Source organism: Streptomyces sp. NPDC014882 (genome assembly GCF_043081325.1).
GTDB lineage: Bacteria > Actinomycetota > Actinomycetes > Streptomycetales > Streptomycetaceae > Streptomyces.
Genome location: NZ_JBIBWL010000006.1, coordinates 374,272 through 399,694 on the forward strand (window position 1 = coordinate 374,272; position 25,423 = coordinate 399,694).

General features: G+C 75.5%; 21 protein-coding genes. 8 read left to right on the forward strand and 13 right to left on the reverse strand.

The genetic code is table 11. The features are described 5' to 3' along the window. The first annotated feature begins 59 nt into the window (after positions 1–59). Positions 60–1,586, forward strand: a complete 1,527-nt coding sequence (locus tag ACF09K_RS17640) for an ATP-binding protein (RefSeq protein ID WP_392244480.1) — start codon at positions 60–62, stop codon at positions 1,584–1,586. Between the two features lie 344 nt (positions 1,587–1,930). Here ACF09K_RS17640 and ACF09K_RS17645 read toward each other — a convergent pair whose 3' ends face one another. From ACF09K_RS17645 to ACF09K_RS17660, 4 genes are all read right to left on the reverse strand, one after another. Further along, complete coding sequence (locus tag ACF09K_RS17645; RefSeq protein WP_392244481.1) at positions 1,931–2,839, reverse strand: universal stress protein; 909 nt, start codon at positions 2,837–2,839, stop codon at positions 1,931–1,933. Positions 2,840–3,034: 195 nt separating this feature from the next. Continuing rightward, entirely contained in the window at positions 3,035–3,949 is a 915-nt protein-coding gene (locus ACF09K_RS17650; RefSeq protein WP_392244483.1) for a universal stress protein, read from the reverse strand. A gap of 344 nt (positions 3,950–4,293) precedes the next feature. After that, positions 4,294–5,787: a sensor histidine kinase gene (locus ACF09K_RS17655; RefSeq protein WP_392244551.1), complete on the reverse strand. Its 1,494-nt coding sequence runs from the start codon at positions 5,785–5,787 to the stop codon at positions 4,294–4,296. Between the two features lie 77 nt (positions 5,788–5,864). After that, entirely contained in the window at positions 5,865–6,614 is a 750-nt protein-coding gene (locus tag ACF09K_RS17660) for a response regulator transcription factor (protein ID WP_392244484.1), read from the reverse strand. Positions 6,615–6,896: 282 nt separating this feature from the next. On the opposite strand from ACF09K_RS17660, the gene ACF09K_RS17665 reads away from it, so the two are divergent. From ACF09K_RS17665 to ACF09K_RS17675, 3 genes are all read left to right on the forward strand, one after another. Beyond that, on the forward strand, positions 6,897–8,258 hold the full coding sequence (locus ACF09K_RS17665; RefSeq protein ID WP_392244485.1) for a ferric reductase-like transmembrane domain-containing protein: 1,362 nt from the start codon (positions 6,897–6,899) through the stop codon (positions 8,256–8,258). Between the two features lie 7 nt (positions 8,259–8,265). Beyond that, positions 8,266–8,769: an FMN-binding protein gene (locus tag ACF09K_RS17670; protein ID WP_392244487.1), complete on the forward strand. Its 504-nt coding sequence runs from the start codon at positions 8,266–8,268 to the stop codon at positions 8,767–8,769. Between the two features lie 140 nt (positions 8,770–8,909). Then, positions 8,910–9,398 (forward strand): pyridoxamine 5'-phosphate oxidase family protein, encoded by a 489-nt coding sequence (locus ACF09K_RS17675; protein WP_392244489.1) that lies wholly within the window; start codon positions 8,910–8,912, stop codon positions 9,396–9,398. A gap of 213 nt (positions 9,399–9,611) precedes the next feature. Here the strand turns inward: ACF09K_RS17675 and ACF09K_RS17680 are convergent, their stop codons facing one another. The 3 genes from ACF09K_RS17680 to ACF09K_RS17690 form a co-directional block, all read right to left on the reverse strand. Then, complete coding sequence (locus ACF09K_RS17680; RefSeq protein WP_392244491.1) at positions 9,612–10,496, reverse strand: universal stress protein; 885 nt, start codon at positions 10,494–10,496, stop codon at positions 9,612–9,614. A gap of 114 nt (positions 10,497–10,610) precedes the next feature. Continuing rightward, the gene (locus ACF09K_RS17685) at positions 10,611–11,516 is read right to left on the reverse strand and encodes a universal stress protein (protein ID WP_392244492.1); all 906 of its coding nucleotides are present in this window, start codon (positions 11,514–11,516) and stop codon (positions 10,611–10,613) included. A gap of 281 nt (positions 11,517–11,797) precedes the next feature. After that, the gene (locus ACF09K_RS17690) at positions 11,798–12,172 is read right to left on the reverse strand and encodes a ferredoxin (protein ID WP_392244494.1); all 375 of its coding nucleotides are present in this window, start codon (positions 12,170–12,172) and stop codon (positions 11,798–11,800) included. Positions 12,173–12,465: 293 nt separating this feature from the next. Here ACF09K_RS17690 and ACF09K_RS17695 point away from each other — a divergent pair, with 293 nt between their 5' ends. Continuing rightward, entirely contained in the window at positions 12,466–12,831 is a 366-nt protein-coding gene (locus ACF09K_RS17695; RefSeq protein WP_392244496.1) for a DUF6479 family protein, read from the forward strand. Between the two features lie 36 nt (positions 12,832–12,867). Here ACF09K_RS17695 and ACF09K_RS17700 read toward each other — a convergent pair whose 3' ends face one another. Next, positions 12,868–15,255: an ATP-binding cassette domain-containing protein gene (locus tag ACF09K_RS17700; RefSeq protein ID WP_392244498.1), complete on the reverse strand. Its 2,388-nt coding sequence runs from the start codon at positions 15,253–15,255 to the stop codon at positions 12,868–12,870. Positions 15,256–15,572: 317 nt separating this feature from the next. On the opposite strand from ACF09K_RS17700, the gene ACF09K_RS17705 reads away from it, so the two are divergent. After that, positions 15,573–17,111, forward strand: coding sequence for a PAS domain S-box protein (locus ACF09K_RS17705; protein WP_392244553.1), 1,539 nt, complete (start codon positions 15,573–15,575; stop codon positions 17,109–17,111). A 165-nt stretch (positions 17,112–17,276) separates the two neighbouring features. Here the strand turns inward: ACF09K_RS17705 and ACF09K_RS17710 are convergent, their stop codons facing one another. The 4 genes from ACF09K_RS17710 to ACF09K_RS17725 all read right to left on the reverse strand — a co-directional run bounded on the left by ACF09K_RS17710 (position 17,277) and on the right by ACF09K_RS17725 (position 23,259). After that, positions 17,277–18,293: a RimK family alpha-L-glutamate ligase gene (locus ACF09K_RS17710; RefSeq protein ID WP_392244500.1), complete on the reverse strand. Its 1,017-nt coding sequence runs from the start codon at positions 18,291–18,293 to the stop codon at positions 17,277–17,279. 406 nt (positions 18,294–18,699) lie between these two features. Further along, complete coding sequence (locus ACF09K_RS17715) at positions 18,700–21,084, reverse strand: phosphoketolase (protein ID WP_392244502.1); 2,385 nt, start codon at positions 21,082–21,084, stop codon at positions 18,700–18,702. Positions 21,085–21,501: 417 nt separating this feature from the next. Then, positions 21,502–21,990, reverse strand: coding sequence for an RpiB/LacA/LacB family sugar-phosphate isomerase (locus tag ACF09K_RS17720; protein WP_392244503.1), 489 nt, complete (start codon positions 21,988–21,990; stop codon positions 21,502–21,504). Positions 21,991–22,320: 330 nt separating this feature from the next. Then, the gene (locus ACF09K_RS17725; RefSeq protein ID WP_392244504.1) at positions 22,321–23,259 is read right to left on the reverse strand and encodes a hypothetical protein; all 939 of its coding nucleotides are present in this window, start codon (positions 23,257–23,259) and stop codon (positions 22,321–22,323) included. A 167-nt stretch (positions 23,260–23,426) separates the two neighbouring features. On the opposite strand from ACF09K_RS17725, the gene ACF09K_RS17730 reads away from it, so the two are divergent. Together ACF09K_RS17730 and ACF09K_RS17735 are read left to right on the forward strand one after the other, a co-directional pair. Continuing rightward, the gene (locus tag ACF09K_RS17730) at positions 23,427–24,170 is read left to right on the forward strand and encodes a hypothetical protein (RefSeq protein WP_392244505.1); all 744 of its coding nucleotides are present in this window, start codon (positions 23,427–23,429) and stop codon (positions 24,168–24,170) included. Further along, a complete protein-coding gene (locus tag ACF09K_RS17735) occupies positions 24,131–24,868 on the forward strand; it encodes a DUF1775 domain-containing protein (protein WP_392244507.1) in 738 nt (245 codons plus the stop codon). The genes ACF09K_RS17730 and ACF09K_RS17735 overlap by 40 nt, the downstream gene beginning before the upstream one ends. A gap of 187 nt (positions 24,869–25,055) precedes the next feature. Here the strand turns inward: ACF09K_RS17735 and ACF09K_RS17740 are convergent, their stop codons facing one another. Beyond that, entirely contained in the window at positions 25,056–25,415 is a 360-nt protein-coding gene (locus tag ACF09K_RS17740) for an ArsR/SmtB family transcription factor (protein WP_392244509.1), read from the reverse strand. Positions 25,416–25,423: the final 8 nt, after the last annotated feature.

The window sequence follows — 25,423 nt, forward strand, 5'->3', positions numbered from 1 at the left end:
GCGTCCGGCATTCGAGGTTGTACTGGTGGCAGGAGTGCTGCCGAGCGAGGGGAGCGGCCGTGTCGCCGTTCGACGTTTCCCGCCCCGCGAAGCCGGAGACGGTGTTCGACCGCGACGCCGAGTGGGACGCGCTCGTCGCGTTCGCCTGTGACGCCCGGCCCGGTGCCGGACTCGGGATCGTGTCGGGACGGCTGCGGCAGGGGAAGACACACCTCCTGAAGGCACTCACCGCCGCCCTGGGCGGCTTCTGCTTCGGGGCGCAGCAGGCGGCCCGGGCCGAGTCCCTGCACCGCCTCGGCGACGAGCTCGCCCGGTACACGGGCGAAGCGCCGCCCGGTCGCCCGTCCCGATGGGAGGACGCCGTCGACGCGCTGCTCGCGCTGGGCGAGCGGGGGCGTCCCGTGCCGGTCGTCATCGACGAGTTCCCCGACCTGGTGCGGCAGAGCCCCGAGCTTCCCTCCGTCCTCCACAGCGCCTACCGGCGGCTGCGCGAAACGGGGCGGGAGAACCGTATCCGCCTGCTGCTCAGCGGCAGTTCCCTGACCGTGATGCACCGGCTGTTCGGCGCGGCCGCACCGCTGCACGGCCTGGCCGACCTGGAACTCGCCCTCCGTCCGCTGGACTTCCGGCAGGCCGCGCGGTTCTGGGGCATCGACGACCCCCGCCTCGCCCTGTCGGTCCACGCCGTCGTGGGCGGAACCCCCGCCTACCGGCGCTACACGGCGGACGACACCCCCGGCGGGCGGGACGACTTCGACGCCTGGGTGTGCAGGACCGTCCTGGACCCCCGGACCCCCTTGTACCTGGAACCGCGTCACCTGCTGCAGGAGGAGACCGACCACGGGGACCGCGCGCTGTGCCACTCCGCGCTCGCCGCCATCGCCTCGGGCTGCTCGACGCAGGGCGAGATCGCGGAGTGTCTCGGCACCCCGCTCACCGACGCCTCGCACTGTCTGGCGCTCCTGCGGGCGAACGGCCTGCTGTACGACGAACCCGACGCCTTCCGGCCGAACCTGGTCCGGCTGCGTATCGCGGAGCCGCTGCTCGCCTTCGAACACGCGGCCGTCCGGCCCCTGCGCTCGGCGCTGGAACAGCAGGACGCCGTCGAGGTCTGGCGACGCGCACGTCCCGTCTTCGACTCCGCCGTGGCCGGCCCCCACTTCGCGCGGATCTGCCGGGACTGGGTCCTGGACTTCGCCGGCCGGGACGTCTTCGGCGCGCTCCCCGCGTCGGCGGCCCACGGCTCGCTCTCCGATCCGGAGCAACGTGCCGGTCCGGACGTGGAAGCCGATGTCGTCGTGCGCGGCCGTGCGGACGCCCGTCCCGGGCCTGTGCTGTCGGTGGGGCTGGCGCGCTGGGACGAGGTGATGGACCTGCGCCACCTGGAAGACGTCCGCCGCCTCCTCGCGCTGCTCGCCGCCCGCGACGAGGACGTCACCCGCGCCCGTCCGGCCTGTTACAGCGGTGTCGGCTTCACTCCCGCGCTCCGCGCGGCCGAAGCCGACGGACAGGTGGTGCTCGTCGACCCGGCCCGCCTGTACCGGGGCGACCGGCCCGACGGCGAGGACGCGCGGCGCCGGCGGTGATCCGGTCCGGCCGGGGACTCCGTCCGACGTCCCGTGTCCGACGTCCCGCGGCCCGCGGCCGCGGTGCCGGGCGCGCCCCGGGACCGGGCAGGCCCGCGGGACGTGCCGGGGCGGCGGCCGCCGCCCCGGGCGTGCCGGAACGGCGCACGGGTGCGGCGCGCAGAGGCGGGGCGCGCGGACGGGGGTGCGTGGAGGCCGGCGACCCCGTCACGGGATCGCCGTGCGCCTGCCGGTCACGCCGGCCGGACCGTACGGGCCGGGGTCGGCGCCCGTACCTGCAGCGCGTTCGGGACCGGTGCCCGACGCCGCCGTCCGGACCCGCCCCGCGGGCACGGGCGCTCCCCTCAGGAGTGCGGGACGACGGCCACCGGGCAGCCGACGTGGTGGATCGCGGCGTGGGTGACGGGTCCGGTACGGGGGCCGACCGGGCGTTCGGTGACGCGGTGGCCGACGACGAGGAGACCCGCTCCGGTCGCCGCCCTCACGAGCGCGCTCGACGGCCTGTCCTCCACCACCGTCTCCAGGACCTCCACGTCGGGGTACTTGTCCCGCCACACCTGGAGCACGGCCTTGAGGAAGCCGAGCCATTCCTCGCCCTGCCAGGACTCCCGCACCAGGCCGATGTCGCCGGTGCCGAGGCCGAGGCCGACCGGGCCCGCCGTGTGCCAGGCGTGCACGGCGCGCAGGCGCGCGTCGCGGAGCCGGGCCGCCTCGAAGGCGAACTCGATGACCTCGTCGCAGGCCTCGCCGAGGTCGACGGCGAGCACGACGTCCCGGTGTCCGGTGTCCGTCGAGGCGCCTCCGTCGCCGGCCGGCAGGTGTTCGTCCGCCTCCTCCTCGTCCGCCCGCACGAGGACCACGGGGCACGCGGCCCTCGCGACCACGCCGAGCGCGACGGAGCCGACGAGGAATCCGGTGAAACCGCTCAGCCCGCGTGAGCCGAGGACCAGCAGGCCCGACCGGTCCGCGGCCTTGAGCAGGGCCGCGGTGGCCGGGCCCTCCAGCTGCTCGTCGGTGAGGCGCACACCGGGGCGTTCGGCGCGGACCCGTTCCTCCGCCTGCCGCAGGGCGCGCCGGGCCAGATGCCGCCCGGCGGCGCCCGTGCTGTCGTCGTCCCGGCGCTGGGGGTGCCAGGCCAGGGCGTGCACCAGGTGCAGTGGCCGGTCCTGCCGGGCGGCCTCGCGGGCCGCCCAGGCGGCGGCGGCCAGGCTCTCGGCGGATCCGTCGACTCCGGCGGTCACGGGCAGAAGCATCTCCGCACCTCCCACATTCGCTCTGTGTTCCGGTGCCAGCGTCGCGCGGCGGGCGATGCGGGGGCAGAGGCTGCCCGGTCCCCTCCGGTGGGCCGTCCGGCCCTTTTCCCCGACACGCCGTCAGACCTTTCCGGCCCGGGCGCGGTTGCGGCCGGACGCCCGTGCCGGTACCGGCGGACATCCGGCCGCGGCGGGTCAGTCGTGCGGGACCACCGCGACCGGCGCGGAGGCGTGCTGCAGCACCGCGTGCGTCACCGGACCGACGCGCCCGCCGACCGGCGCCCGGCGCGTCCTGCGTCCGACGACGACCAGGGAGGCGTCCCTCGACGCGTGCACGAGATGACGGCCGGCGCCGCCGATGACGGCCTGCTCCCGCACCTCCACGCCCGGGAACTTGTCCTGCCAGGGCCGCAGGACGTCACTGAGCCCGTGCCGTGCCTCTTCCGACGGTTCGGCGTCGGGTCCCGGTTCCGGGACGGCGCCGTGGCCCTGGTCGACCGCCGGGTTCCAGCCGTGGACCACCCGCAGGCCCGCCGCACGGCGCCGGGCGGCCTCGAACGCGAACTCGAGGACGGCGTCGGCCGGGCTCCGCGGGTCCAGCCCCAGCACGACCTCGCGGTAGGGCGTGGTGGTCGCGCCGGCGCCCGTGGCGTCCGGCAGGTGCTCGTCCTCGGGGCTGCCGTCGGCCCGGACGAGGACGACGGGGTGTTCGGCACGCGCCACCGTGGCGAGGGCGACGGAGCCGACCAGGAAGCCCGACACCGTGCCGAGGCGCCGGGACCCGAGGACCAGCAGGTCGGTGTCCTCCCCGGCCGCCAGCAGGGCCGGGACCACCGGGTCGTCGGTCTGCCGGGTGCTGATCCGCAGGCCGGGGTGGCGTTCCGCGAGCCGGGCGGCGGTCTCGCTCAGCAGCTGGGTCGCCCACGCGCGTTGCGCGTCGAGCACGCCCGGTGCCGGAAGGCCCGCGAGCGGCGCGTAGAGCGGGCGCGGCGGGTCCCCGGCGTGCAGGAGGCACAGGGGCGTCTCTCGTTGTGCCGCCTCGCGAGCGGCCCAGTCGGCGGCGGCAAGGCTTTCGGGCGAGCCGTCGAGACCGACGGTGATGGCGAGCATGTACGGACCTCCTTCAGGGGCGCGCCCCCATTCTGGTGGGCCGCGCGTGCGGGCCGGCAGGGCCGGAGGTCCCCGCCGGGAGCCGAACGGCCCCGGCGCGTCGCCGGGGTTCCCCCGCGCGGCGGCCGTCCGGCCGCGGCCGGTGCGGTACGGGTGGTCGCGGCCCGTGCGGCGGCGGCCCGGCAGCGGACGGCGAGCCCGTCGAGGGCCGCGGCGAGGGGCCACGTCAGGGCGGAGGGCCGCATGAGCCGAGGGAGCCGAGGGGGTCGAGGGGGTCGAGGGGGCCGGGCCAGGGGGGTGAGGGCCGCCCCTCCCGGGATCGCCGGTCGGTGTCCGGCCGTCCGTCACGGGCGATCGGCCGCGGGCGGCCGGACCGGGAGCCGTACGGTGAAGGTGGTCGACCCCGGGACGCTGTCGAGGGTGACGTCGCCGCCGTGGGCCTCCGTCACGGCGGCCACGATCGACAGGCCGAGGCCGGTGCCGGTTCCGGTGCCGCCCGGCGCGTCTTCCGTACGGCGGCGCTCCCCGTGGGCGAAGCGTTCGAAGACCCGGGGGCGGACGTCCGCGGGGACGCCGGGGCCGTCGTCGTGGACCTTCAGCTCCGCCGTCGTGCCGTCGGTCTCGACCGAGACGGTGATCGTGGTGCCGACGGGTGTGTGCAGGCGCGCGTTGGCCAGCAGGTTGGCCAGTACCTGGTGGAGGCGGTGGGCGTCGCCCGTCACCGTCACCGGTTCCTCGGGCAGTTCCAGCGTCCAGCGGTGTCCGGGGCCCGCGGCCTGCGCGTCCGTCACGGCGTCCAGGACCAGCCGGGTCAGGTCGACGGGCAGACGCTCCAGGGGACGGCCCGCGTCGAGGCGGGCGAGGAGCAGCAGGTCGTCGACCATCTCGCCCATGCGGGCCGCCTCGGCCTCGATGCGTTCCAGGGCCCGCACCACCTTCGGCGGCACCGGACCGGGGTGCAGCAGCGCCAGCTCCGCGTGGCCGCGGACCGTCGCCACGGGCGTGCGCAGCTCGTGGCTGGCGTCGGCGGCGAAGCTGCGCAGCCGCTCCTCGCTCGCCTGCCGCTTGGTCAGCGCGTCCTCGACGTGGCCGAGCATGGTGTTGAAGGCGTCGGCGACCCGCCCCACCTCGCTGCGCGGGTCGGCCTCGGGCGCGCGCGGCCAGAGCCCCACCTCGCCGCTGGACAGCGGAAGCCGGCTGACCCGGGTGGCGGTCGCGGCCACCCGGCTGAGCGGTCGCAGCGACCAGCGCACCCACAGGGCCCCGGCGAAGCCGGCGACGAGCAGCGCCGCGCCGAAGACGACCGTGGCGACCAGCTCCAGCCGGTGGACGGTGGCCTCCACCGGTTCCATGGGGAGCCCGGTGACCAGGACGTCGCCGTCCGCGCCGGGGAACGCCATCAGGCGGTACTCGCCGAGGGAGGAGAGCTCGGTCGTGTGCCCGTCGCCGTCGGCCGGCAGTCCGGCCAGCCGGCGGCTGTCGCGCTCCCCGAGCGACACGCTCACCGTGCCCGTACGGCCGCCGGACGCGACCACCGCGGCGTTGGTGACCGTGTCCCCGACGAGCCGGGCGCCGAAGGTCCCGACGGTCTGCCGGCGGGTGTCGCCGTCGCCGTCCTCGTCGCCGTCGTGGTCCGAGGGCAGCCTCCCGACGTGCTCCAGACTGGCGGGGAAGCGTACGCCCGCCTCCCGCAGCTGCTGGTCGAGGCGGCCGGTGAGGAAGCCGTTCAGCTCCAGCACCGCCGCCACCCCGACGGCCGCGCAGCTGACCGCGAGCAGGACGACCAGTCCGGCGGTGAGCCGCGCCCGCAGCGTGTGCGGCCAGGGCGGACGCGGCAGCCGCCGCGCCGTCCCGCGCGGGCGCGGCCGGCGTGCGGAAGCCCGTCGCGGTCCGGCGCCCACCGGGTCACCGGCGCTCACCGGGTCACCGGCTTGAGCACGTATCCGGCGCCCCGCACCGTGTGGATCATGGGCGGGCGGCCCGCGTCCACCTTCTTGCGCAGGTAGGAGATGTACAGCTCGACGACGTGGGCCTGGCCGCCGAAGTCGTAGGACCACACGCGGTCGAGGATCTGGGCCTTGCTGAGCACCCGCCGCGGATTGCGCATCAGCAGCCGCAGCAGTTCGAACTCGGTCGGGGACAGCTCCACGAGGTCGCCGCCGCGGGTGACCTCGCGGGCCTCCTCGTCCATGACCAGGTCGCCGACGGTCAGCCGCGGCCCGTCCTCGCTCTGCCGGGCCATGCCGGCCCGGCGCAGCAGACCGCGCAGCCGGGCCACGACCTCCTCCAGGCTGAACGGTTTCGTCACGTAGTCGTCGCCGCCCGCCGTGATGCCCGCGATGCGGTCCTCGACGGCGTCCCGCGCGGTCAGGAAGAGCACGCACACGTCGGGGCGCACGCCGTGCAGCGAGCGCAGCACGGAGAAGCCGTCGGTGTCCGGGAGCATCACGTCGAGGACGACGGCGTCGGGCAGCAGCTCGCGGGCCTCGGCGACGGCCGAGACACCGTCGCCCGCCGTGCGCACCTCCCAGCCCTCGTAGCGCAGGGCGCCGGAGAGCACCTCCGCGAGGTCGGGGTCGTCGTCGACGACGAGGACCCGGAGGGGGGTGCCGTCGGTCCGGGTGAGGGCGGGGCGGCCGGAGCCGCGGTGGCGGGGAGTGTTCATCTCACGTACCAGGATGCGGTCCCGCCGGGACGGGGGCTGTCTCCCGGACCTCTGAGTTCGCTCTGAGTCCGCTCTGAGTCCGCCCGGCCGCCGCTCCGCCCGATCGTCCCGGCGACCCCTCCCACCTGCGGCGGAGCCGCGCCGGGGCGGTCGCGCGCTGAGAGCGGACTCAGAGGTTGCCTCGGCACAGTGGCGTCCCGGACGGCCTCGGCGGACGTACGGAGAAGCCGGAAAAGCCGGGGGAAGCCGGGAAAAGCCGGGGAAAGCCGAAGGGACACACGGATGACGACGACGTACGCGCGGCCAGGGGTCGCCCCCGCGCCCGCCCCGCCTCCCGCGCCCGGGCGTTCCCCGGCGGGCCCCGTGCTGGCCGCCCTGTGGGGCGGGGCCGCCGCCGTGGTCGCCCTGTGGTGGTACGACACGGGGTCGGTGGTGGGGGCCGCGGGCTGGCTGACGGGAGCCGGGCGGATCGCGGGACTGCTGTCCGGGTACGCCTGCGCCGTGCTCGTCGCCCTGATGGCCCGCGTCCCGCTGCTGGAGCGGCGGATCGGGTCGGACCGGGTGACGCGCTGGCACGCGATGGCGGGCCGCTACACGATCTGCCTGCTGGCGGCCCACGTCGTGCTGATCCTGCTCGGGTACGCCGCCCAGGACCGCTCCTCGATCGTGGCCGAGGCGGTCACGGTGGTCCTGGACTATCCGGAGATGCTCAAGGCCACCGCCGGCACCGTCGTCCTGTTCGCGGTCGGGATCGTCTCGGTCCGCGCGGTGCGCCGCCGGGTCGGCCACGAGTTCTGGTACTACGTGCACCTGCTCACCTACGCAGCGGTCTTCCTCGCCTTCGGCCACCAGCTCGCCCTGGGATCCGACTTCACCGGCAACACTTGGGCACAGGCGGCCTGGTACGCGCTGTACCTGGGGGCCGCGGCCCTGGTGGTGTGGTTCCGGATCCTCGCCCCGGTCCGGCTCAACCTGCGGCACCGGCTGCGGGTGGACTCCGTGCACCGGGAGGCGCCGGGCGTGTACTCCGTCGTCGTCCGCGGCCGGCGGCTGGACGAGATGGGTGCGCTGCCCGGCCAGTTCCTGCGGTGGCGCTTCCTCACCGACGGCATGCGCTGGACCTCGACTCCGTACTCCCTGTCGGCGCCGCCGCGTCGGGACCTGCTGCGGATCACGGTCAAGGCGCTCGGCGACCACAGCGCCGCCGTCTCCCTGCTGCGGCCGGGCACCCGGGTGTGGGCGGAGGGCCCCTACGGGGCGCTGACCGCGGACCGGCGGACCGCTCCCCAGTCCCTGCTGATCGCGGGCGGCGTCGGCATCACCCCGCTGCGGGCCCTGTTCGAGACGCTGCCCGGCGACGTCACGCTCGTCTACCGCGCCCGGACGGCGGAGGACCTCGCCCTGGGCGGGGAGCTGGAGGCCGTCGCACGGTGGCGCGGGGCCAGGGTGCTCTACGCGCTCAACGGCCCGCACGGCCGGCGTCCGGACCTCACGGCGGCGTCCCTGAGCGCGGCCGTCCCCGACCTGGCCGCCCACGACGTGTACCTGTGCGGCCCGCACGGGTTCGCCCGGGGCCTGTACGAGGCGCTGCGCGCCGCGGGGGTCCCGGACCGCCGCATCCACCACGAGTCCTTCGAACTGTGAGGCCGCCTTGCACACCTTGAGGAAGAACCACCCGCTGCGCCGCATCGTGCTGGCGAGCGCCGCGACCGTCTCCGGGGTCGTACTGGTGCTGTCGCTGAAGCCGCACACGGCCCCGGCCGTCGCCGGGCTCGCGCCCTCTCCCGCGGTGTCCGGCAGCTCCGGCGCCTCGGGCGGGACGGCCGGGTCGGGCGGGACGGGGGGTTCCGGCGGATCCGGCGGTTCGACGGTCACGGGGACCCGGACGCTCACCGGGGACGCGGTCCAGACCCGCTACGGCCCCGTCCAGGTCCGCGTCACGCTGGAGGACGGCAGGCTCACCGACGTCACCGCGGTCGCCTACCCCCAGGAGAACCCGAGGGACCAGCAGATCAACGGCTACGCCGTCCCCCAGCTGACCCGGGAGGCGCTCAGCGCCCAGAGCGCGGACATCGACACGGTCTCGGGAGCCACCTACACCAGCGACGGCTACCGCCGGTCGCTCCAGTCGGCGCTGGACTCCGCGAGCGGCTGACGCCCGCCGGGCGGGCCGTCCGGCCCGGCCGGGACCATCGGACGCCCCACAGGGCCGGTCGGCCCTGGTGGGGCGGGCGTCCGCCCGGTTCGAATGACCCGGTCAGGCGCACGCGCGGCCGCGGGAGACAGAGACCTGTGATGGACCCGACGATACGGACACCCACCCTGGCCGGCGACGACCGGCCGGACGCCCCGGAGACACGGACGAGTGTCGAGCTGGACGCCGCCGAGGCGCTGCGGCTGCTGGGCGGCGTGTCCCTGGGGCGGATCGTCTTCACCCGGCACGCGCTGCCGACGGTGCGCCCCGTCAACCACGTCCTGGTCGACGGCGACATCGTCATCCGCACCCACGGGGACGCCGCGCTGATCCGGTACACCCGGCAGACCGGGGCCGAGAGGGCCGTCGTCGCCTACGAGGCCGACGACATCGACCCCGCCACCCATCTCGGCTGGAGCGTGGTCGTCACGGGCTACGCGCGGCTGGTCACCGACCCTGACGAACTCGCCCGCTACCAAGCCCTGTTGCGGCCCTGGGCGACGCAGCGGATGGATCACGCCGTCCGCATCGGCCCCGATCTGGTCACCGGGGTCCGCCTGACGGCCCGCGGTCCGTCCCCGCTCGCGTGAGCCCCGGCGGGGCCGACCGGTCCCGCTCCCCCACCCCCGGCACGGCCGGACGGCCGGTTCTGCCGGACGGCCGGTTCTGCCGGACGGCCGGTTCTGCCGGACGGCCGGTTCTGCCGGACGGCCGGTTCTGCCGGACGGCCGGTCGCTGATTCTGTCGCGCGGCCGGTCTCCGGTTCTCCCGGCCGGCCGGTCGCCGCCCGGCCGGCCGGGTCCTCACGGCCGCTCGGGTACGACCGCCACCGGGCAGGCCGCGTGGTGCAGCACCGCGTGGGCGACGCGCCCCAGCTGGAGTCCGATGTGCCCCGGGGTGCGCCGGGCGCCGACCACCAGCAGGTCCGCCTCGTGCGAGGCCGCCAGGAGCACCCCGCGAGCGGGGCCCTCCGCGGTGCGGCGGCGCAGTTCCAGCTCGGCGGGCACGTCCTCGAGTGCCCGCTCCAGGGTCTCGGCGGCCTGCAGTTCGTGCAGCCTGGCGGGCTCCCCGACGAGCAGGGGGTGGTCGGTGGTCTCGTGCGCGGGGCACCGCCAGGCCCGTACGGCCTCCAGCGTCGCGCCGCGCAGCCGGGCCTCCCGGACGGCGAAACGCAGGGCGGCGGAGTCCGTGCCCTTGTCGCCGACGCCGACGACGACGCGGCCGTGCACACCGGCCCGGACCCGGTTGTCGTGACCGCCGCGCAGCACGATCACCGGGCAGTCCGCGTGGGCGGCGACGCTCAGGCCGACCGAGCCGAGCAGCATCTCGACGAGGCCGCTGCGGCCCCGGTGGCCGAGTACCAGGGCGCAGGCGTTGCGCCCCTCGCGGACGAGCGCGGACTCGGGCTCCTCGGGCAGCACGTCGGTGGAGACCTCGACGTCGGGGTGGCGCAGCGCGGCCCGTCTCGCGGCGACGCGCACGACGGCCTCGGCCGTCACCTGCCCGGTCCGCCCGTCCAGGTCGTCGGTGAGGTCCTCGGCGAGGGAGTCGCCCTCGTACCGCTCCCAGAGGGAGGCGTACACCAGCCGGAGCGGGACCCCGCGCAGGGCGGCCTCGTCGGCCGCCCAGTCCACGGCCCGCAGGCTCGGCTCGGAGCCGTCCACGCCCACCACGAGGGGGAGGTCCATCGCGCTCACCGCCCCTCGTCCGGGACGGCGACGCCACGGGCGGGGACGTCGGCGGCGAGGGGCCCGGCGAACGCTCGGACGACCGCTGCGTTCATGGCTTCTCCTCCTCGGGGGTCAGTCGTGGGGGACCACGGCGACGGGGGCCGTCGAGTGGTGGAGGACCGCGTGCGTGACGTGACCGATGTGGGCGCCGAACGGGCTGCGGCGGATCCGGCGGCCCACCACGACGAGCGAGGCCGCACGGGCGGCGTCCACGACGTGGACGGCCGCGCTGCCGCGGCGGGACACCTCGACGACCCCGACGTCCGGGAACTTGTGCCGCCACGGCCGCAGCGCCTCGGAGAGGGCCCCGGCCGCGCTCAGGCTCAGGGCCTCGTGGCGCGCGGGGTCGGCGGGCCTGCCGTACGCGTGGTACGGCGGCGGGTTCCAGCCGTGGACGACCCGCAGGGAGGTGTCCCGGAGCCTGGCGGCCTCGAAGGCGAACCCGATCAGGGTCTCGTCCGGGTGGTCGGTGTCGAGTCCGAGCACCACCGGCCGGAACGGGGTCGCGGCGGACGGTATCCCCGCCGGGTCGGGCTCGTGTTCGTCGGCGGCCCCCTCCAGCGCGCGGACCAGGACGACGGGGCGCTCCGTGTGCGCGACGGCGGACAGACCCACGGAGCCGATCATGAACCCGCCGATCCCGCTGAGCCCCCGGGAGCCCAGGACGAGCAGCTCGGCGCTGTTCGCCGCCTCGGCGAGGACGTCACCGGCCGGTCCGGAGAGCTGCTCGCCGGTCACCTCGACACCGGGATGGCGCAGGCCGACCCCCGCGGCGGCCTCCCGGGGGATGCGCTCGGTCCAGTGCGCCTGCGTCTCGGCGCCGAGCAGCGGCGCCTGGGCCATCGGTTCCGGGACCGGCTGCCAGACGTGCACGATCCTCAGGGGCAGGCCGCGCAGCTTCGCCTCGCGCGCCGCCCACTCCACGGCGGCGCGGCTCTCACGCGAGCCGTCGAGACCTACGGTGACGGTGCGGAGCATGGTCTCCACCTCCTCGTCGGAGGATCCCGGGCTCAGGATCCGGGACAAGGGACCCGGGACGGGGGGTCCACCACCAGCGTCGCCCCCCGGGGCGCCTCCGGGGCAGGGGCCACTGGTCCCGAGGCGGGGCCGACCGACCTCCGCCCGCCTCGGGCCGTCACCTTCCCGGCGGACCCGCCGGGCGGGGGCCCGCGTCGTGGGCGGGGTGTTCCCCGGCCTGTCCCGGTCGGCCCCGGCCCCGGCACCGGGGCCTCCCTGTCACCGGCACCGAGGCCTCTCCGTCACCGCAGGGTCTGCAGGAAGTCGGTGCAGGCCTGGGCGCACGCGCGGCACACGGCCGCGGCGTCCTCGGCACCCGGGTGCCGGTCGAAGACGTGCGCGGTCTCCAGGCAGACGGTCCGGCACCACTCCACCTGGACCCGGATGCCCGCCTCGTCCACCCGGTTGTCCTCGGACAGCACGCGGCAGGTCGCGTCGCAGACCTCCGCGCACATGATCCCCTTGCGGCGCACGAGTTCCTGCTCCCCGGTTCCGTCCGGACCCACCAGGCTCGCGCGCAGCGCGCTGGCCCGCGCACACGCGGTGCACGCCTGGGCGCACGCGAAGCGGTCCTCCAGAAACCGGAAGAGTTCCTGTTGGGATGTCGTCGAAGTCACACAGCGCGGGTAGCCGCGGCGAGCCGCGCCAAACCCGGCCGCGAGCGGACCACGGCGCCCGCGCCACCGGGCGGGTACGGGACGCGACACCGATCCCGCCCGGGTCCCGCCCGGGCCCGCTCCGGACGCGACACCGGTCCCGCCCTGGCCCGCGCTGAACCGCCCACCGGCCCGGGACCGGACCGGCACCGGGCCGACCACCGGTTCCGCCGCCGGTCCGGCATCACCTTCGTACGGAGAGCGACGGGTTCGGTGAAACGGTTCGCGCCCGATCGGTGGGGTATTCGCCTGATATGACTAGCGCAAACATGCAGTTGGCCGCCACGAGCGGCCTGCTCAGCGTGGCCCTGTTCGTGGTCGGTGTGGCCCTCGTGGCCCTGCTCGCCGGCAGCTTCTGGCTGGGCGCGCGCGTCAAGCAGCGCGAGCTGCCCCGGCCCCGCCCCGAGGAGCAGCCGCACCTGCCCCCGGAGGGGCCCGTGCGCGAGGTCCAGGAGATCCGGGAGCCCGACGAGGTGCCGCGGACCGGAAAGGGGGGCCGCGCCCTCACCCCGTACGAACTGACCAACATGCGGACCCGGCCGAGCACGTCCAAGTCGCGGCCGCGCTGGAGTTCCGGCAGCAGCGGTTCGTTCGGCGGGGGCGGGCTGGGCGGACACTGACCCTCCCCGCCGACGGACTCACCGCGGGGTGGGGCGTCAGGCGCCGACGTACGCCGCCAGGTGCTCGCCGGTGAGGGTGGAGCGGGCGGCGACGAGGTCGGCCGGGGTGCCCTCGAAGACGATCCTGCCGCCGTCGTGTCCCGCGCCGGGACCGAGGTCGATGATCCAGTCGGCGTGCGCCATGACCGCCGGGTGGTGTTCGACGACGACGACCGACTTGCCGGCGTCGACCAGCCGGTCCAGCAGCCCGAGCAGCTGCTCCACGTCGGCGAGGTGCAGGCCGGTGGTCGGCTCGTCGAGGACGTGGACGCCGCCCTTGTCGCCCATGTGGGTGGCGAGCTTGAGCCGCTGCCGCTCGCCGCCGGACAGCGTGGTGAGCGGCTGGCCGAGGGTGAGGTAGCCGAGCCCGACGTCGGCGAGCCGGCCGAGGACGCGCTGCGCGGCCGGGATGCGCGCCTCGCCCGACCCGAAGAACTCCTCGGCCCTGGCCACCGGCATCGCGAGCACCTCGCTGATGTCCCGGCCGCCGAGGCGGTGGTCGAGCACCGCCGCCTGGTAGCGCTTGCCCTCGCAGTCCTCGCAGGTGGCGGCCACGCCGGCCATCATCGCCAGGTCGGTGTAGACGACTCCCGCGCCGTTGCAGGTGGGGCAGGCACCCTCGGAGTTGGCGCTGAACAGGGCCGGCTTGACGCCGTTGGCCTTGGCGAACGCCTTGCGGATGGGGTCGAGCAGTCCGGTGTAGGTCGCCGGGTTGCTGCGCCGCGACCCCCTGATGGGACTCTGGTCGACCCTCACCACTCCCGCGCCGGCGGGGATCGACCCGTGGACGAGCGAACTCTTGCCGGAGCCGGCGACACCCGTGACGACGGTGAGCACGCCGAGCGGGATGTCCACGTCGACGCCCCGGAGGTTGTGCGCCGTCGCGCCGCGGATCTCCAGTGCCCCGGTCGGCCTGCGCACGGAGTCCTTCGGCGCGGTCCGGTCGTCGAGGTGGCGGCCGGTGACGGTGTCACCGGCGCGCAGCCCCTCGACGGTGCCCTCGTAGCAGACGGTGCCGCCCGCGGTGCCGGCGCCGGGGCCGAGGTCGACGACGTGGTCGGCGATCGCGATCGTCTGCGGCTTGTGCTCCACGACGAGGACGGTGTTGCCCTTGTCCCGCAGGCGCAGCAGCAGGTCGTTCATCCGCTGGATGTCGTGGGGGTGCAGGCCGGTGGTGGGCTCGTCGAAGACGTAGGTGACGTCGGTGAGCGAGGAGCCGAGGTGGCGGATCATCCTGACGCGCTGCGCCTCGCCGCCCGACAGGGTGCCGGCCGGCCGGTCGAGCGAGAGGTAGCCGAGGCCGATCTCCGCGAACGAGTCGAGGGTCTGACGCAGCGCCGCCAGCAGCGGCGCCACCGACGGCACGTCGAGATCGCGCACCCACGCGGCGAGGTCGGTGATCTGCATCGCGCAGGCGTCGGCGATGCTGATCCCGTCGATCCTCGACGAACGGGCGCCCTCGCTGAGCCGGGTGCCCCCGCACTCGGGGCAGACGGTGAAGGTCGTGGCCCGCTCCACGAAGGCGCGCACGTGGGGCTGGAGCGCGTCGACGTCCTTGGCGAGCATCGACTTCCGGATCTTCGGGATCAGCCCCTCGTACGTCAGGTTGATGCCGTCGACCTTGATCTTGGTCGGCTCCTTGTGGAGGAGGTCGTGCAGTTCCCTCTCGGTGAACTCGCGGATCGGCCTGTCCGGGTCGAAGAAGCCGCAACCGCTGAAGATGCGGCCGTACCAGCCGTCCACGCTGTAGCCGGGGATCGTCAGCGCGCCCTCGTTGAGGGACTTGCCGGCGTCGTAGAGCTGGGTGAGGTCGATGTCGGAGACCGTGCCCCGGCCCTCGCAGCGGGTGCACATGCCGCCGGTGCGCCGGTAGGTCGCCTTCACCGTCCTCCCGGCGCCGCGCTCGACGGTGATGCTGCCGCCGGCCCGCACCGAGGCGGTGTTGAAGGAGTAGGCGCTGGGCGGACCGATGTGCGGCTCGCCCAGCCGGCTGAAGAGGATGCGCAGCATCGCGTTGGCGTCGGTGGCGGTGCCGACCGTGGAGCGGGGGTCCGCGCCCATCCGCTGCTGGTCGACGATGATCGCGGTGGTCAGTCCGTCGAGCACGTCGACGTCGGGCCTCGCGAGCGTCGGCATGAAGCCCTGCACGAAGGCGCTGTACGTCTCGTTGATCAGCCGTTGCGACTCGGCGGCGATCGTGTCGAAGACCAGCGAGCTCTTGCCCGAGCCGGACACCCCCGTGAAGACGGTCAGCCGGCGCTTCGGGATCTCGACGCTGACGTCCTTGAGGTTGTTCACGCGCGCGCTGTGCACACGGATCATGTCGTGGGTGTCGGCGGCGTGCGGCGCGGACGGCCGACCGTCCGTCCTGTTCGCGGGGCTCATCAACGGTCTCCGTCCGTGTTCCTGGGCGTCGTCCCCACGCTATGTGCCGCCCGCGGCCCGGCGCTTCCCGTTTCCTGATCGGGTCGGACCGTTCCTGTCCGGCCGGGCGGTGCGAAACCGTGCCATACCGTACGGACCGGTGGTGAAGCGGCGCCCGGAGGGCCCGTGGCGCACACCCGGACCATGATCGGCCAGCTTCGGGCGTGAACGGTCAGTAAGCGACATCCCGGAGCGGGGCGGGTGCGAAGACGCTGAGATGGCCTGAATCGTCGCGCAAGGTGAGGTGGAACATGGCCGACTTGGTGCAGGCGGAACCGGTGGAACGACGGTACGGCTGCCGCGCCCCTGTGCGCGAGAAGGTTCCGGGCGGGGCGGAGGAGCGGTTCCGGGGGCTGCTGGAGGCGGCGCCGGACGCGATGGTCATCGTCGACGACCGGGGCGTCATCCGGCTCGTCAACGCCCAGACCGAGACCCTCTTCGGCTATCGCCGCGAGGAACTCCTCGACCAGCCGGTCGAGTTGCTGCTGCCGCACCGCTTCCGCGAGCAGCACACCGGGCACCGCGGGGGCTACACGGCCAACCGCCAGGTCCGGCCCATGGGCGCCGGACTCGAACTGCTCGGACTGCGCAAGGACGGCACCGAGTTCCCCGTCGAGATCAGTCTGAGCCCCCTGGAGACCACGGACGGGCTGCTGGTGTCGGCGGCGGTCCGCGACGTCTCCGACCGCAAGGCCGCCGAGGCCCGCATCAACGAGCTGGCCGCCCTCGTGGAGTCGTCGCAGGACGCCATCCTCGCCCACACCCTGGACGGGTACGTCACCTACTGGAACGCGGCGGCACAGCGCCTGTACGGCTACACCGCCGACGAGGCCGTCGGCCGGCACGTCTCCCTGCTGGCCCCGCCCGAACTGCGCGGCGAGGTCAGGGCGCTGCTGCGGCAGCTCCGGCGGGGCCGGAAGGTGGAGCACTTCGAGACGCTGAAGGTGACCAGCGGCGGCGCACTGCTCGACGTGGACATGACCCTGTGGCCGACCCGGGACACCCGGGGCACGGTGGTCGGGGCGTGCGCGATCGTGCGGGACATCAGCGACCGCAAGCGCGCCCAGGCCGAGCTGACCGAACTGTACGAGCAGCAGCGGCACATCGCCCTCACGCTCCAGCGCAGCCTGATGGGCACCCCGCCCGCGCCGCCCGGCCTGGCCACCGCCAGCCGCTACCGGCCCGCCACGCAGGGCGCCGGGGTGGGCGGCGACTGGTTCGACCTCGTGCCGCTGGACGGCGGCCGGGTGGGGGTGCTCATAGGCGACGTGATGGGGCGTGGTCTGGAGGCCGCAGCCGTGATGGGCCAGTTGCGCTCGGCCGCGCACGCGCTGGCGAAGACCGGCATGCAGCCGCGGCGGCTGATGCGGGCGCTGGACACCTGCGTCGCCGACCTGGACGTGCCCGACCAGCTCGTGACCTGCTGCTACCTGGTCATCGCCCCGAAGGCGGGCACGGTGACGATCTGCTCGGCGGGCCATCTGCCGGTCCTGGTCGCCGGGGCGGGCGAGGGGGTGCGGGCGCTCGACTGCCCCGTCAACGTGCCCCTCGGAGTCGGCGACGGCCCGTTCGAGCAGGCCCGCGTGCACATACCGCCGGGAGCCACCCTGGTGCTGTACACGGACGGCCTGGTCGAGACGCCGGGCAGCGACATCGAGCTGCGCATCGGCGAACTCGCCGTGCTGCTCGAGAAGTCGTTCACCACCGTGCCCTGTCTGGAGACGGCCGCCGACCAGGTGCTCGCCGGCCTCCTGCCGGATCCGGAGAGCCACAACGACGACGTGACCCTCCTGCTGGCGCAGCTCCCGGCGACCTAGGGTCTTCCGCCCGGACCCGCCGGACGCCCGAGTCGGACCGGACATCCGGATCGGCCGGACACCCGGATCGGCCGGACGCCCGAGTCCGCCGACGTCCGGATCGGCCGGACGGGGACGGGTCCTCGGTACGAGGACGCGTCCCCGAACGAGGGCGGACGCCCGGGTTCAGGCCGGGGCGCTGAAGTCCCGGCCGCCGGTGCCGATCGCCTGGGTCGGGTGCGGCCGCCGGGCCGTGCGCGGGCCGCCCGCCGCGCGCGCGTGGGCGTCCAGATGGGCCTTGACGTACGGGAGGGCCACGGTCTCGAGCTCGCCGTCGACGAAGGCGGGCTGGACGTTGACCTCGAAGACGACGCCGCCGTTCTCCACGGCCAGGTCGACCCCGGCGAAGGGCAGGCCGACCGACGCGGTGGCGGCGACGGCGAGTTCGGTGAGCCGGGGCGGCAGGTCCGGCGGGGCGATGGGGACGGGGGTGGCGCCCCGGCAGGTGTTGCAGGGGGTGTCGGCGGCGGGCTGGAGGTGTTCGCGGGCGTGCACGACGCGTCCGCCGAGGACGAAGACACGGAACTGGTGGCGCAGTCCGTCGGCGGTGAAGTTGCCCGCGTCGCGGGAGAGCATCCAGTCGGTGCCGTGCCCGGCGTAGTAACCGGTGGCCTCCTCCAGCCGGGCGCGGGTGGTGACGTGGAAGGTGTCGTCGCCGCCGGTGCCGACGACGGGCCGCGCCCAGGTGTCGCCCCCGAGCCGCTCGAACGCCTCACCGGCCTCCCGCACGGTGGGACGGGACAGGACGACGGTCTCCATCTGGGCGATGCCGTCCCGGCGGAAGCGTTCCACGGTGAGGTTCTTCTCCGTGGCGGTCCGCCAGGCCTCGGGGCCGGTGCCGAGCGTGACCACGTCATGGCGTTCCAGGAGTTGCTGGAAGCCGGCCAGGGCGCGTCGGCGGTGCGGCGGGATCTCGTACAGCAGGACGATGTCGGGCACGAAGTCCAGTCCCTCCTCGGCGACCCGCAGCCGTAAGCGGCCTCCGTCGCGGACACCGCGGCCGGACGCCCCGGTCGCGAAGTGGCGGGCGTCGACGCGCACGGGCGGCGTGCCGGTGAGCAGTTCCACGGCGTCGGCGAGGTACTCCCGGCAGCCTTCGGACGACGTCGGGTCGGCGATCAGGGCGATGCACGGTCGGGACACAGCGGCCTCCAGCGGCTCTCGACGCGCGCTCGTGCCGCGGGCCCGGTCGCGCGGCCCGAACGCCGTCACGGTGTGGTGCCTGTCGCGGTGGTGGCCCCCGCACCCGTCGCCCTTCGGGCCGCGCCGGTGTGCGGGTCGGCCCCGGCCCGGACGACCGCCGGGGCCGGGGACGGCCGGGGACCACGCAAGGATGGGGCTCGCCCCGCCGGAATCCGTGCCGCGGGACGGACCGACCACTGTAGGCACCGGGTCCGGCGCCGTACCAGGGCGCACGCGCGCCCGGCCCCTGCCCCTTCCCCTGCGCCGTCCGCCCCGCCCCGTGCGCCCTGGCCGGTGCGCCCCGGCCGGTTCACCCCTCCCTGTTCGCCCCGCGCCGTGCACCCTGGCCGGTGTGCCGGTGTGCCGGTCAGCCGTCCCAGGTCCAGTCGGCGACCTCCGGCAGATCGGTGCCGTGGACCCGGATCCAGTCGTGGTGGCGCAGCCGGGTGTCCTCCATCCGCTGGCGTACGGCCGCGGCGCGCACCGCGAGGCCGGGGACGCGGTCGATGACGTCCATGACCAGCCGGTAGCGGTCGAGGTCGTTGCGGACGACCATGTCGAACGGCGTGGTCGTCGTACCGATCTCCTTGTAGCCGCGCACGTGCAGGTTGCCGTGGCCGGTGCGGCGGTAGGCGAGCCGGTGGATCAGCCACGGGTAGCCGTGGTACGCGAAGACGACCGGCCTGTCGGTGGTGAACAGGCCGTCGTACTCGAAGTCGTTCATGCCGTGCGGGTGCTCCTCGCTCGGCAGCAGGCGGGCGATGTCGACGACGTTGACCACGCGGACCGCGAGTTCGGGCAGGTGCCGGCGGAGCAGCTGGGCGGCCGCCAGCACCTCCTGGGTCGGCACGTCGCCCGCGCAGCCGAGGACCACGTCCGGTTCGCGGGTGCCGTTCTCGGTTCCCGCCCACTCCCAGACGCCGGCGCCGCGGGCGCAGTGGGCGCGGGCCTGCTCCATCGTCAGCCAGTCGAAGCAGGGTTGTTTCCCGGCCACGACCACGTTGACGTAGTCGCGGCTGCGCAGCACGTGGTCGGCCACCGACAGCAGCGTGTTGGTGTCCGGCGGCAGGTAGACGCGCACGGCTTCGGGGCTCTTGTTGAGGATGTGGTCGACGAAGCCCGGGTCCTGGTGGGAGAAGCCGTTGTGGTCCTGGCGCCAGACGTGCGACGTCAGCAGGTAGTTGAGGGAGGCGATGGGCGCCCGCCAGGGCAGCCGGCGGGTCACGCGCAGCCACTTGATGTGCTGGTTGACCATCGAGTCGACGATGTGCACGAACGCCTCGTAGCACGAGAACATCCCGTGCCGGCCGGTGAGCAGGTACCCCTCCAGCCAGCCCTGGCAGGTGTGTTCGGAGAGGATCTCCATCACCCGGCCGTGCCGGTCGAGGTGTTCGTCGACCTGGAGGGTCTGCGCCTGCCAGGCCTTGCCGCTGGCGCCGTACACGGCCTGGAGCCGGTTGGAGGCGGTCTCGTCGGGGCCGACCAGGCGGAAGTCGCGCCGCTCGGCGGTGGAGCGCATCACCTCCTCCAGCAACTCGCCCAGCACGCGGGTGGGTTCGTGCAGCGTCGTGCCGGGCTTGTCGACGGGGACGGCGTACGACTCCAGGGCGGGCAGGGGGAGTTCGCGCAGCAGCAGTCCGCCGTTGGCGTGCGGGGTGGCGCCGAGGCGGCGGGTGCCCTCGGGGATCCAGGTCAGTACGTCGTGCCGGGGGGCGCCCCGCTCGTCGAAGAGTTCCTCGGGCCGGTAGGAGCGCAGCCACGCCTCCAGTTGGCGCAGGTGCTCCGGATCGTCCCGGACGGCGGAGAGCGGGACCTGGTGGGCGCGCCAGGTGCCCTCCACCGGCAGGCCGTCGACCTGCGCGGGCCCGGTCCAGCCCTTCGGGGTGCGCAGCACGATCACCGGCCAGCGGGGGCGCTCGCCGGCGCCCTCCTCGCGGGCGGCGCGCTGGATCGCGGCGATCCGGTCCAGCGCGGTGTCCATGGCCCCGGCCATCGCGCGGTGCACGGCGGCCGGGTCGTCCCCGGTGACGTGGAGCGGGTCGTGGCCGTAGCCCCGCAGCAGTTCGTCGAGTTCCGGCTCGGGGATCCGGGCCAGCACCGTCGGGTTGGCGATCTTGTAGCCGTTGAGGTGGAGGATCGGCAGGACGGCCCCGTCGTGGACGGGGTCGAGGAACTTGTTGGAGTGCCAGGACGCGGCCAGCGGCCCGGTCTCGGCCTCGCCGTCACCGATCACGCAGGCGACGAGCAGGTCCGGGTTGTCGTAGGCGGCGCCGTAGGCGTGGGAGAGCGCGTAGCCGAGTTCGCCGCCCTCGTGGATGGAACCGGGGGTCTCGGGGGCGACGTGGCTGGGGACGCCGCCCGGGAAGGAGAACTGCTTGAACAGCCGGGCCATGCCCGCCGCGTCGCGCGTGACGTCGGGGTACGTCTCGGTGTACGAGCCCTCCAGCCAGGAGTTGGCGACCACCGCCGGCCCGCCGTGGCCGGGACCCCACACGCACAGGGCGTCGAGGTCACGGCCGCGGACGACGCGGTTGAGGTGGGTGTACACGAGGTTCAGGCCGGGCGAGGTGCCCCAGTGGCCGAGCAGCCGCGGCTTGACGTGCTCCGGCCGCAGCGGCTCGGTGAGCAGGGGGTTGGCCATGAGGTAGATCTGTCCGACGGACAGGTAGTTGGCGGCGCGCCAGTGGGCGTCCAGCGTCCTCAGCTCGTCGTCGGTGAGGCGGTCGGACGCCTGCTGGGTGTCGACGGACATCGGGGGTCCCTTCCGGATCGGTGGTCGGCGGGAGGTGCGGGCGGGTCCGTTCCCTCCCACCCTCTCCCGGCCGCCGGGTACCCGCCAGGGCCGATCGACCCGACCGGCCGAACCGGGAGGCGCCGGGACGGACACCGGGCCCGCCGGGTCCTGCCGTGGCCTTCCCGCCGCCCGCCGTCCGCCCGTCGTCCGCCCGGAGGGCGGGTCCCGCGGCGTCGGGTGCGGCTCCGGGGATCCCCCGGGCGAAGACGGGGGTGCCGGGCCCCGGGCCCCGTACGGGACGCGCCCGGGTCGGGCCCCGGTGGGGCGAGGAGGCGTGCGGGGAGGCGCGGGGCGGGGCGTCGCGGGGCGGGGCGTCACGGGGCGGGCGGGGAGGCGACGACAGGGCCTGGGGCGGGTGCGCGCCGCGGGCGGCCGTCAGGGCGCCGCGTCGTCGCCGGCCCGGCCGCCACGGCCACCACGGCCACCACGGTCGAGGCGGTCGACGTGCAGGACGTTGCCCCGGTCCTCGGGGTCCTCGCTGGGCTCAGCGGCGAACCAGGCGTCGAGGATCTCCCTCAGCAACGGCTCGGAGGTCAGGCGCAGGCCGAGGGCGAGCACGTTCGCGTCGTTCCAGCGGCGGGCGCCCTCGGCCGTGGCGGCGTCGGTGCACAGGGCCGCGCGGACGCCGGGCACCTTGTTCGCGGCGATGGACGCCCCCGTGCCCGTCCAGCAGCACACCACGGCCTGTTCCGAGGTCCCGTCGGCCACCTCCCGGGCCGCCGCCTCCGAACACACCGCCCACCGCGCGTCCGCACCGGGCAGCAGCGCACCGTGCGGCACGACGTCGTGCCCTCGCCCGCGCAGTTCCGCGACGAGCGCGCGGGCGACGGGTTCGTCCATGTCGGAGGAAACGGAGATCCGCATGGTTCGGAGGGTACTGAGGCGGGGCGGTCGGCGTCGCGCCGGGCAGCACGGAACACGCCACACCGGACGGGTCGCTCGGCCCGGCGACGGCCGGCCGAGGAGCCCGCTCGTCCCGGCGACGGCCGGTCCAGGAGCCCGCGCAGGACAGCGCCGGCCCCCTCGGCGCGCAACCGGTCCGGCGGCGCATGACGCCACACGGCGGCGGATGGCGAGGAGGGCGTCAGTCGCCGGGCCGTACGCGTGTTCATCCGCAGTCGTTCGCAGTCGCCCGTCGTCGTCCGCCGTCGTCCGCCGTCGCCGGGCAGCTTCGCCGGCGCGACCCGCGCGCGCTCAGACCGGAGTGCTCTCCGACGCGACTGTCTCCCCGTCGCCCGCCCCCGCTCCTCCCGGTTTCTCCGTCTCCGTCTCCGTCGCCGCCGGGAGGCCCACCGGGTTGCCGTCCGGGATGAGGCCCGACTCGCGGACGGTGCGGGCCAGGGGGGCGAGGAGGCCGCCGAGGCGGGCGGTGGCGTCGGGGCCCAGGGCCGTCCAGGGGGAAGCCGCGGCGGCGTCCGTCCCGGCCTCGACGGCCGCGCGGGCCGCCTCCCCGGCGGGGGTGAGCCGGCCGTCGCCGTCGAGCCAGCCGCGGCCGAGCAGTTCGGCCTGCGCCGCCCGCCACGCCGTGAGGTCCCACTTGCGGGTCTGCCGCAGGACCTCCTCGTCCGACTCGCCCGCCGCGCACTTCAGCGCCATCGCCGCGACCGGGCCCAGGCCGTGGCCGACCAGGGCGGCGATGTGCCCGTCGCCCCGGTGTTCGCGCAGGGTGGTGACCGCCTGCCAGAGCCGGACGTGCGGCTGTGCGGGCCGCGGGAGTGCCTGGTTGGCGGCGCCGAGGACGCGTCCCGCCGTGTCGGCGGCCTGCGCCGCCTCCCAGGCGAGGTCGGCGGCCTCGGCCATCGCGGCGGAACCGACCGTGTCCGGCCCCAGCACGCGGGTCATCGCGGCGTCCATGGCCCGTTCGCGCGCCGAGAGGACGTCGGCAGGATCGGCGTATCCCCAGGCGTCGGGGACGGCACGCGCCACCCGGTCGGGGTGGAAGACGTAGAAGGAGCTGGTGACGACGGCGGCCGGAACGGGGCCGAGGGGGGCGGCGCGGAGGGCGAAGTAGCCCATCCAGAAGCCGCGCAGGCCGAGTTCACCGGCGGCCCGGTGCGCCTCGGGGGCGAAGTAGACCAGGTCGTGGACGAGTTCGAACCGCTCCCACATCGTCCGCACGACTGCGCCGTCCACCACATGCCTCCCGGTTCGCGATCTCCTGCCCGCCGGAGGCAGCATGCGCCATGGCGACCGCGGCGGACAAGCCCCGCCGGGCCGCCCGGCTCGGCCCCGCTGCCGATCGGCCACTTTTCCCGGGCCGCGCACCCGGCACACGGCCGGTACCGCATGATGAGCGGGCCATGCAGCTGCCCGCGACGACACCACGGCCGCCGCTGCCCGTCCTGCGGGCCGCGGTGTTCGCCGTCGTCGGCACGGTGCTGGGAACCGGCGCGCACCAGCTGTTCGCGGAGCGGCCGGTGCCGTGGGCGCGGGGCGCGACCGCGGCCGCCGTGCTGTTCGGCGTGGGGCTCGCCGGCGCGCGCCGCCCGCGCCGTCCGGCCACGGTCGTCGTCATCGGTGTCCTCGCGCAGTGCGGGCTGCACCGGTGGCTGACGCACACCGGGCGCCCGGGGACGTCGACCGCCGCGCACGACGTGCACGCCGCCTCGCACGACGTCCACGGCGCCTGGCACGTGCGGCCGCACGACTCCCTGGCCATGACGGCGGCCCACGCCCTGGTCGCGGCGGGCGCCGCCGTCCTGCTGCACCGCGCGGACACGGTGTGCTGGTCGCCGGCGCGCGGGCTGACGGCCGCCCTCGACGCCGTCCGCGCCCGTCTGCGTCTCGGGGCGACGCGACGCGTGGGTTCCGCGACCGGTGCGCCGGTCGCCCCCGTCACGGCGGAGGGGGACCGGCTGCCCTCCTTCGGGCCGGTGCTGGCGCACGCGCTGGTCCGGCGGGGGCCTCCCCGGCCGGGGTCCGGCCTCGTCGACCGACCTCGTGGGGGCGCCCGTTCGGCAACGGCCGGACGGCCCCCGCCACCCTCCCGTGCCTGGAGAGACCCATGTCCCGCATCACCCTGCCGCGCGGTGCGCGGCCCCTGACCCTCGCGACGGCCGCCGCGACGACCGCCGTCCTGCTGGCCGCCGTTCCGGCCGCCGCCCACGTCGAGGTCGAGTCGGCCGGCGCGCAGGCCCTCGCCGAGAACGTCCGGCTCACCTTCGTGGCCGAGTCGGAGTCCGCCACCGCCGGCATCACCGAACTGCGGGTGGTCCTGCCCGAGGGCATCCGGCCGGCCGACGTGACCTACGCCGGGGGCCCGGCGGGCTGGGAGTTCGCCGCCACCGCCGACGGCTACCGCGTCGAGGGCCCGGCCGTGAAGGTCGGCGAGGACGCCGAACACTCGGTGGTCGTCAGGCAGTTGCCCGACGCGAAGGAGTTGGCGTTCAAGACGCTCCAGACCTACGGCGACGGGAAGGTCGACCGCTGGATCGAGCTGGGCGGGTCCGGCGACGACGGCCACGGGCACGGCAACGAGGCGCCCGTCCTGAAGCTGAGGGCGGCCGCGCCCGGCGCGCACACCGTCAGCCCCTCCCCCGGTGTCCCGGCGAGTCCCACGGCGACCCCGGTGCCGACGGCCGGGGAAACCGCCACGGGCCCCTCCCCGCAGGCGGCCGACACCGCGGAGGACGACGAGGGCGGCCTGTCCGCGGGCGCCTGGACCGGCATCGTCGCGGCGGCGCTGGCCGCGGCAGCGGTCGCGGCGTTCCTCGTCCGTCGCCGGGGCGCCGCCCGGGAGTAGCCGGACGCGCGGCCGAGGGCCTTCGCACACGGGTGTGCGGCGGCCCTCGGCCCGCCGCGCGGACGCCCCGCCGGCCACGCCGCCCGGGCGCTCCCCGGCACATGTCAGCCGTGCGCCGCACGTCTCCTCACCCGACGCGTCGGCCGTACGGCGCCCGCCCGCGTCAGCCGTACCGCGCCCGTGCGCGTCAGCCGTGCGGCGCCTGTCCGCTCACCCGGTGGTCGGCGTGGCTCAGCGCCTCCAGGACCAGGCGCCGCAGGTGGCCGTCGCTGAGCCGGTAATGGATGTGCCGGCCGTCGCGGCGGGTGTCCACGAGCCCGGCGAGCCGCAGCTTCCCGAGGTGCTGGCTGACCGCCGTCCGGGAGGCGCCGCAGCGTTCGGTGAGGGAGCCGACGTCCGACTCGCCCTGCGCCAGCAGCCACAGCAGGTGCAGCCTGGTGGCGTCCGACAGCATCGCGAACACCCCGGTGGCCTCGGCCAGCCGCGCGCTGTCGGGGGCTCGCAGGTGCACGTCGGTCGCAGGTGGGACGGGGTGGCTGTCGGACATGGGGCCAG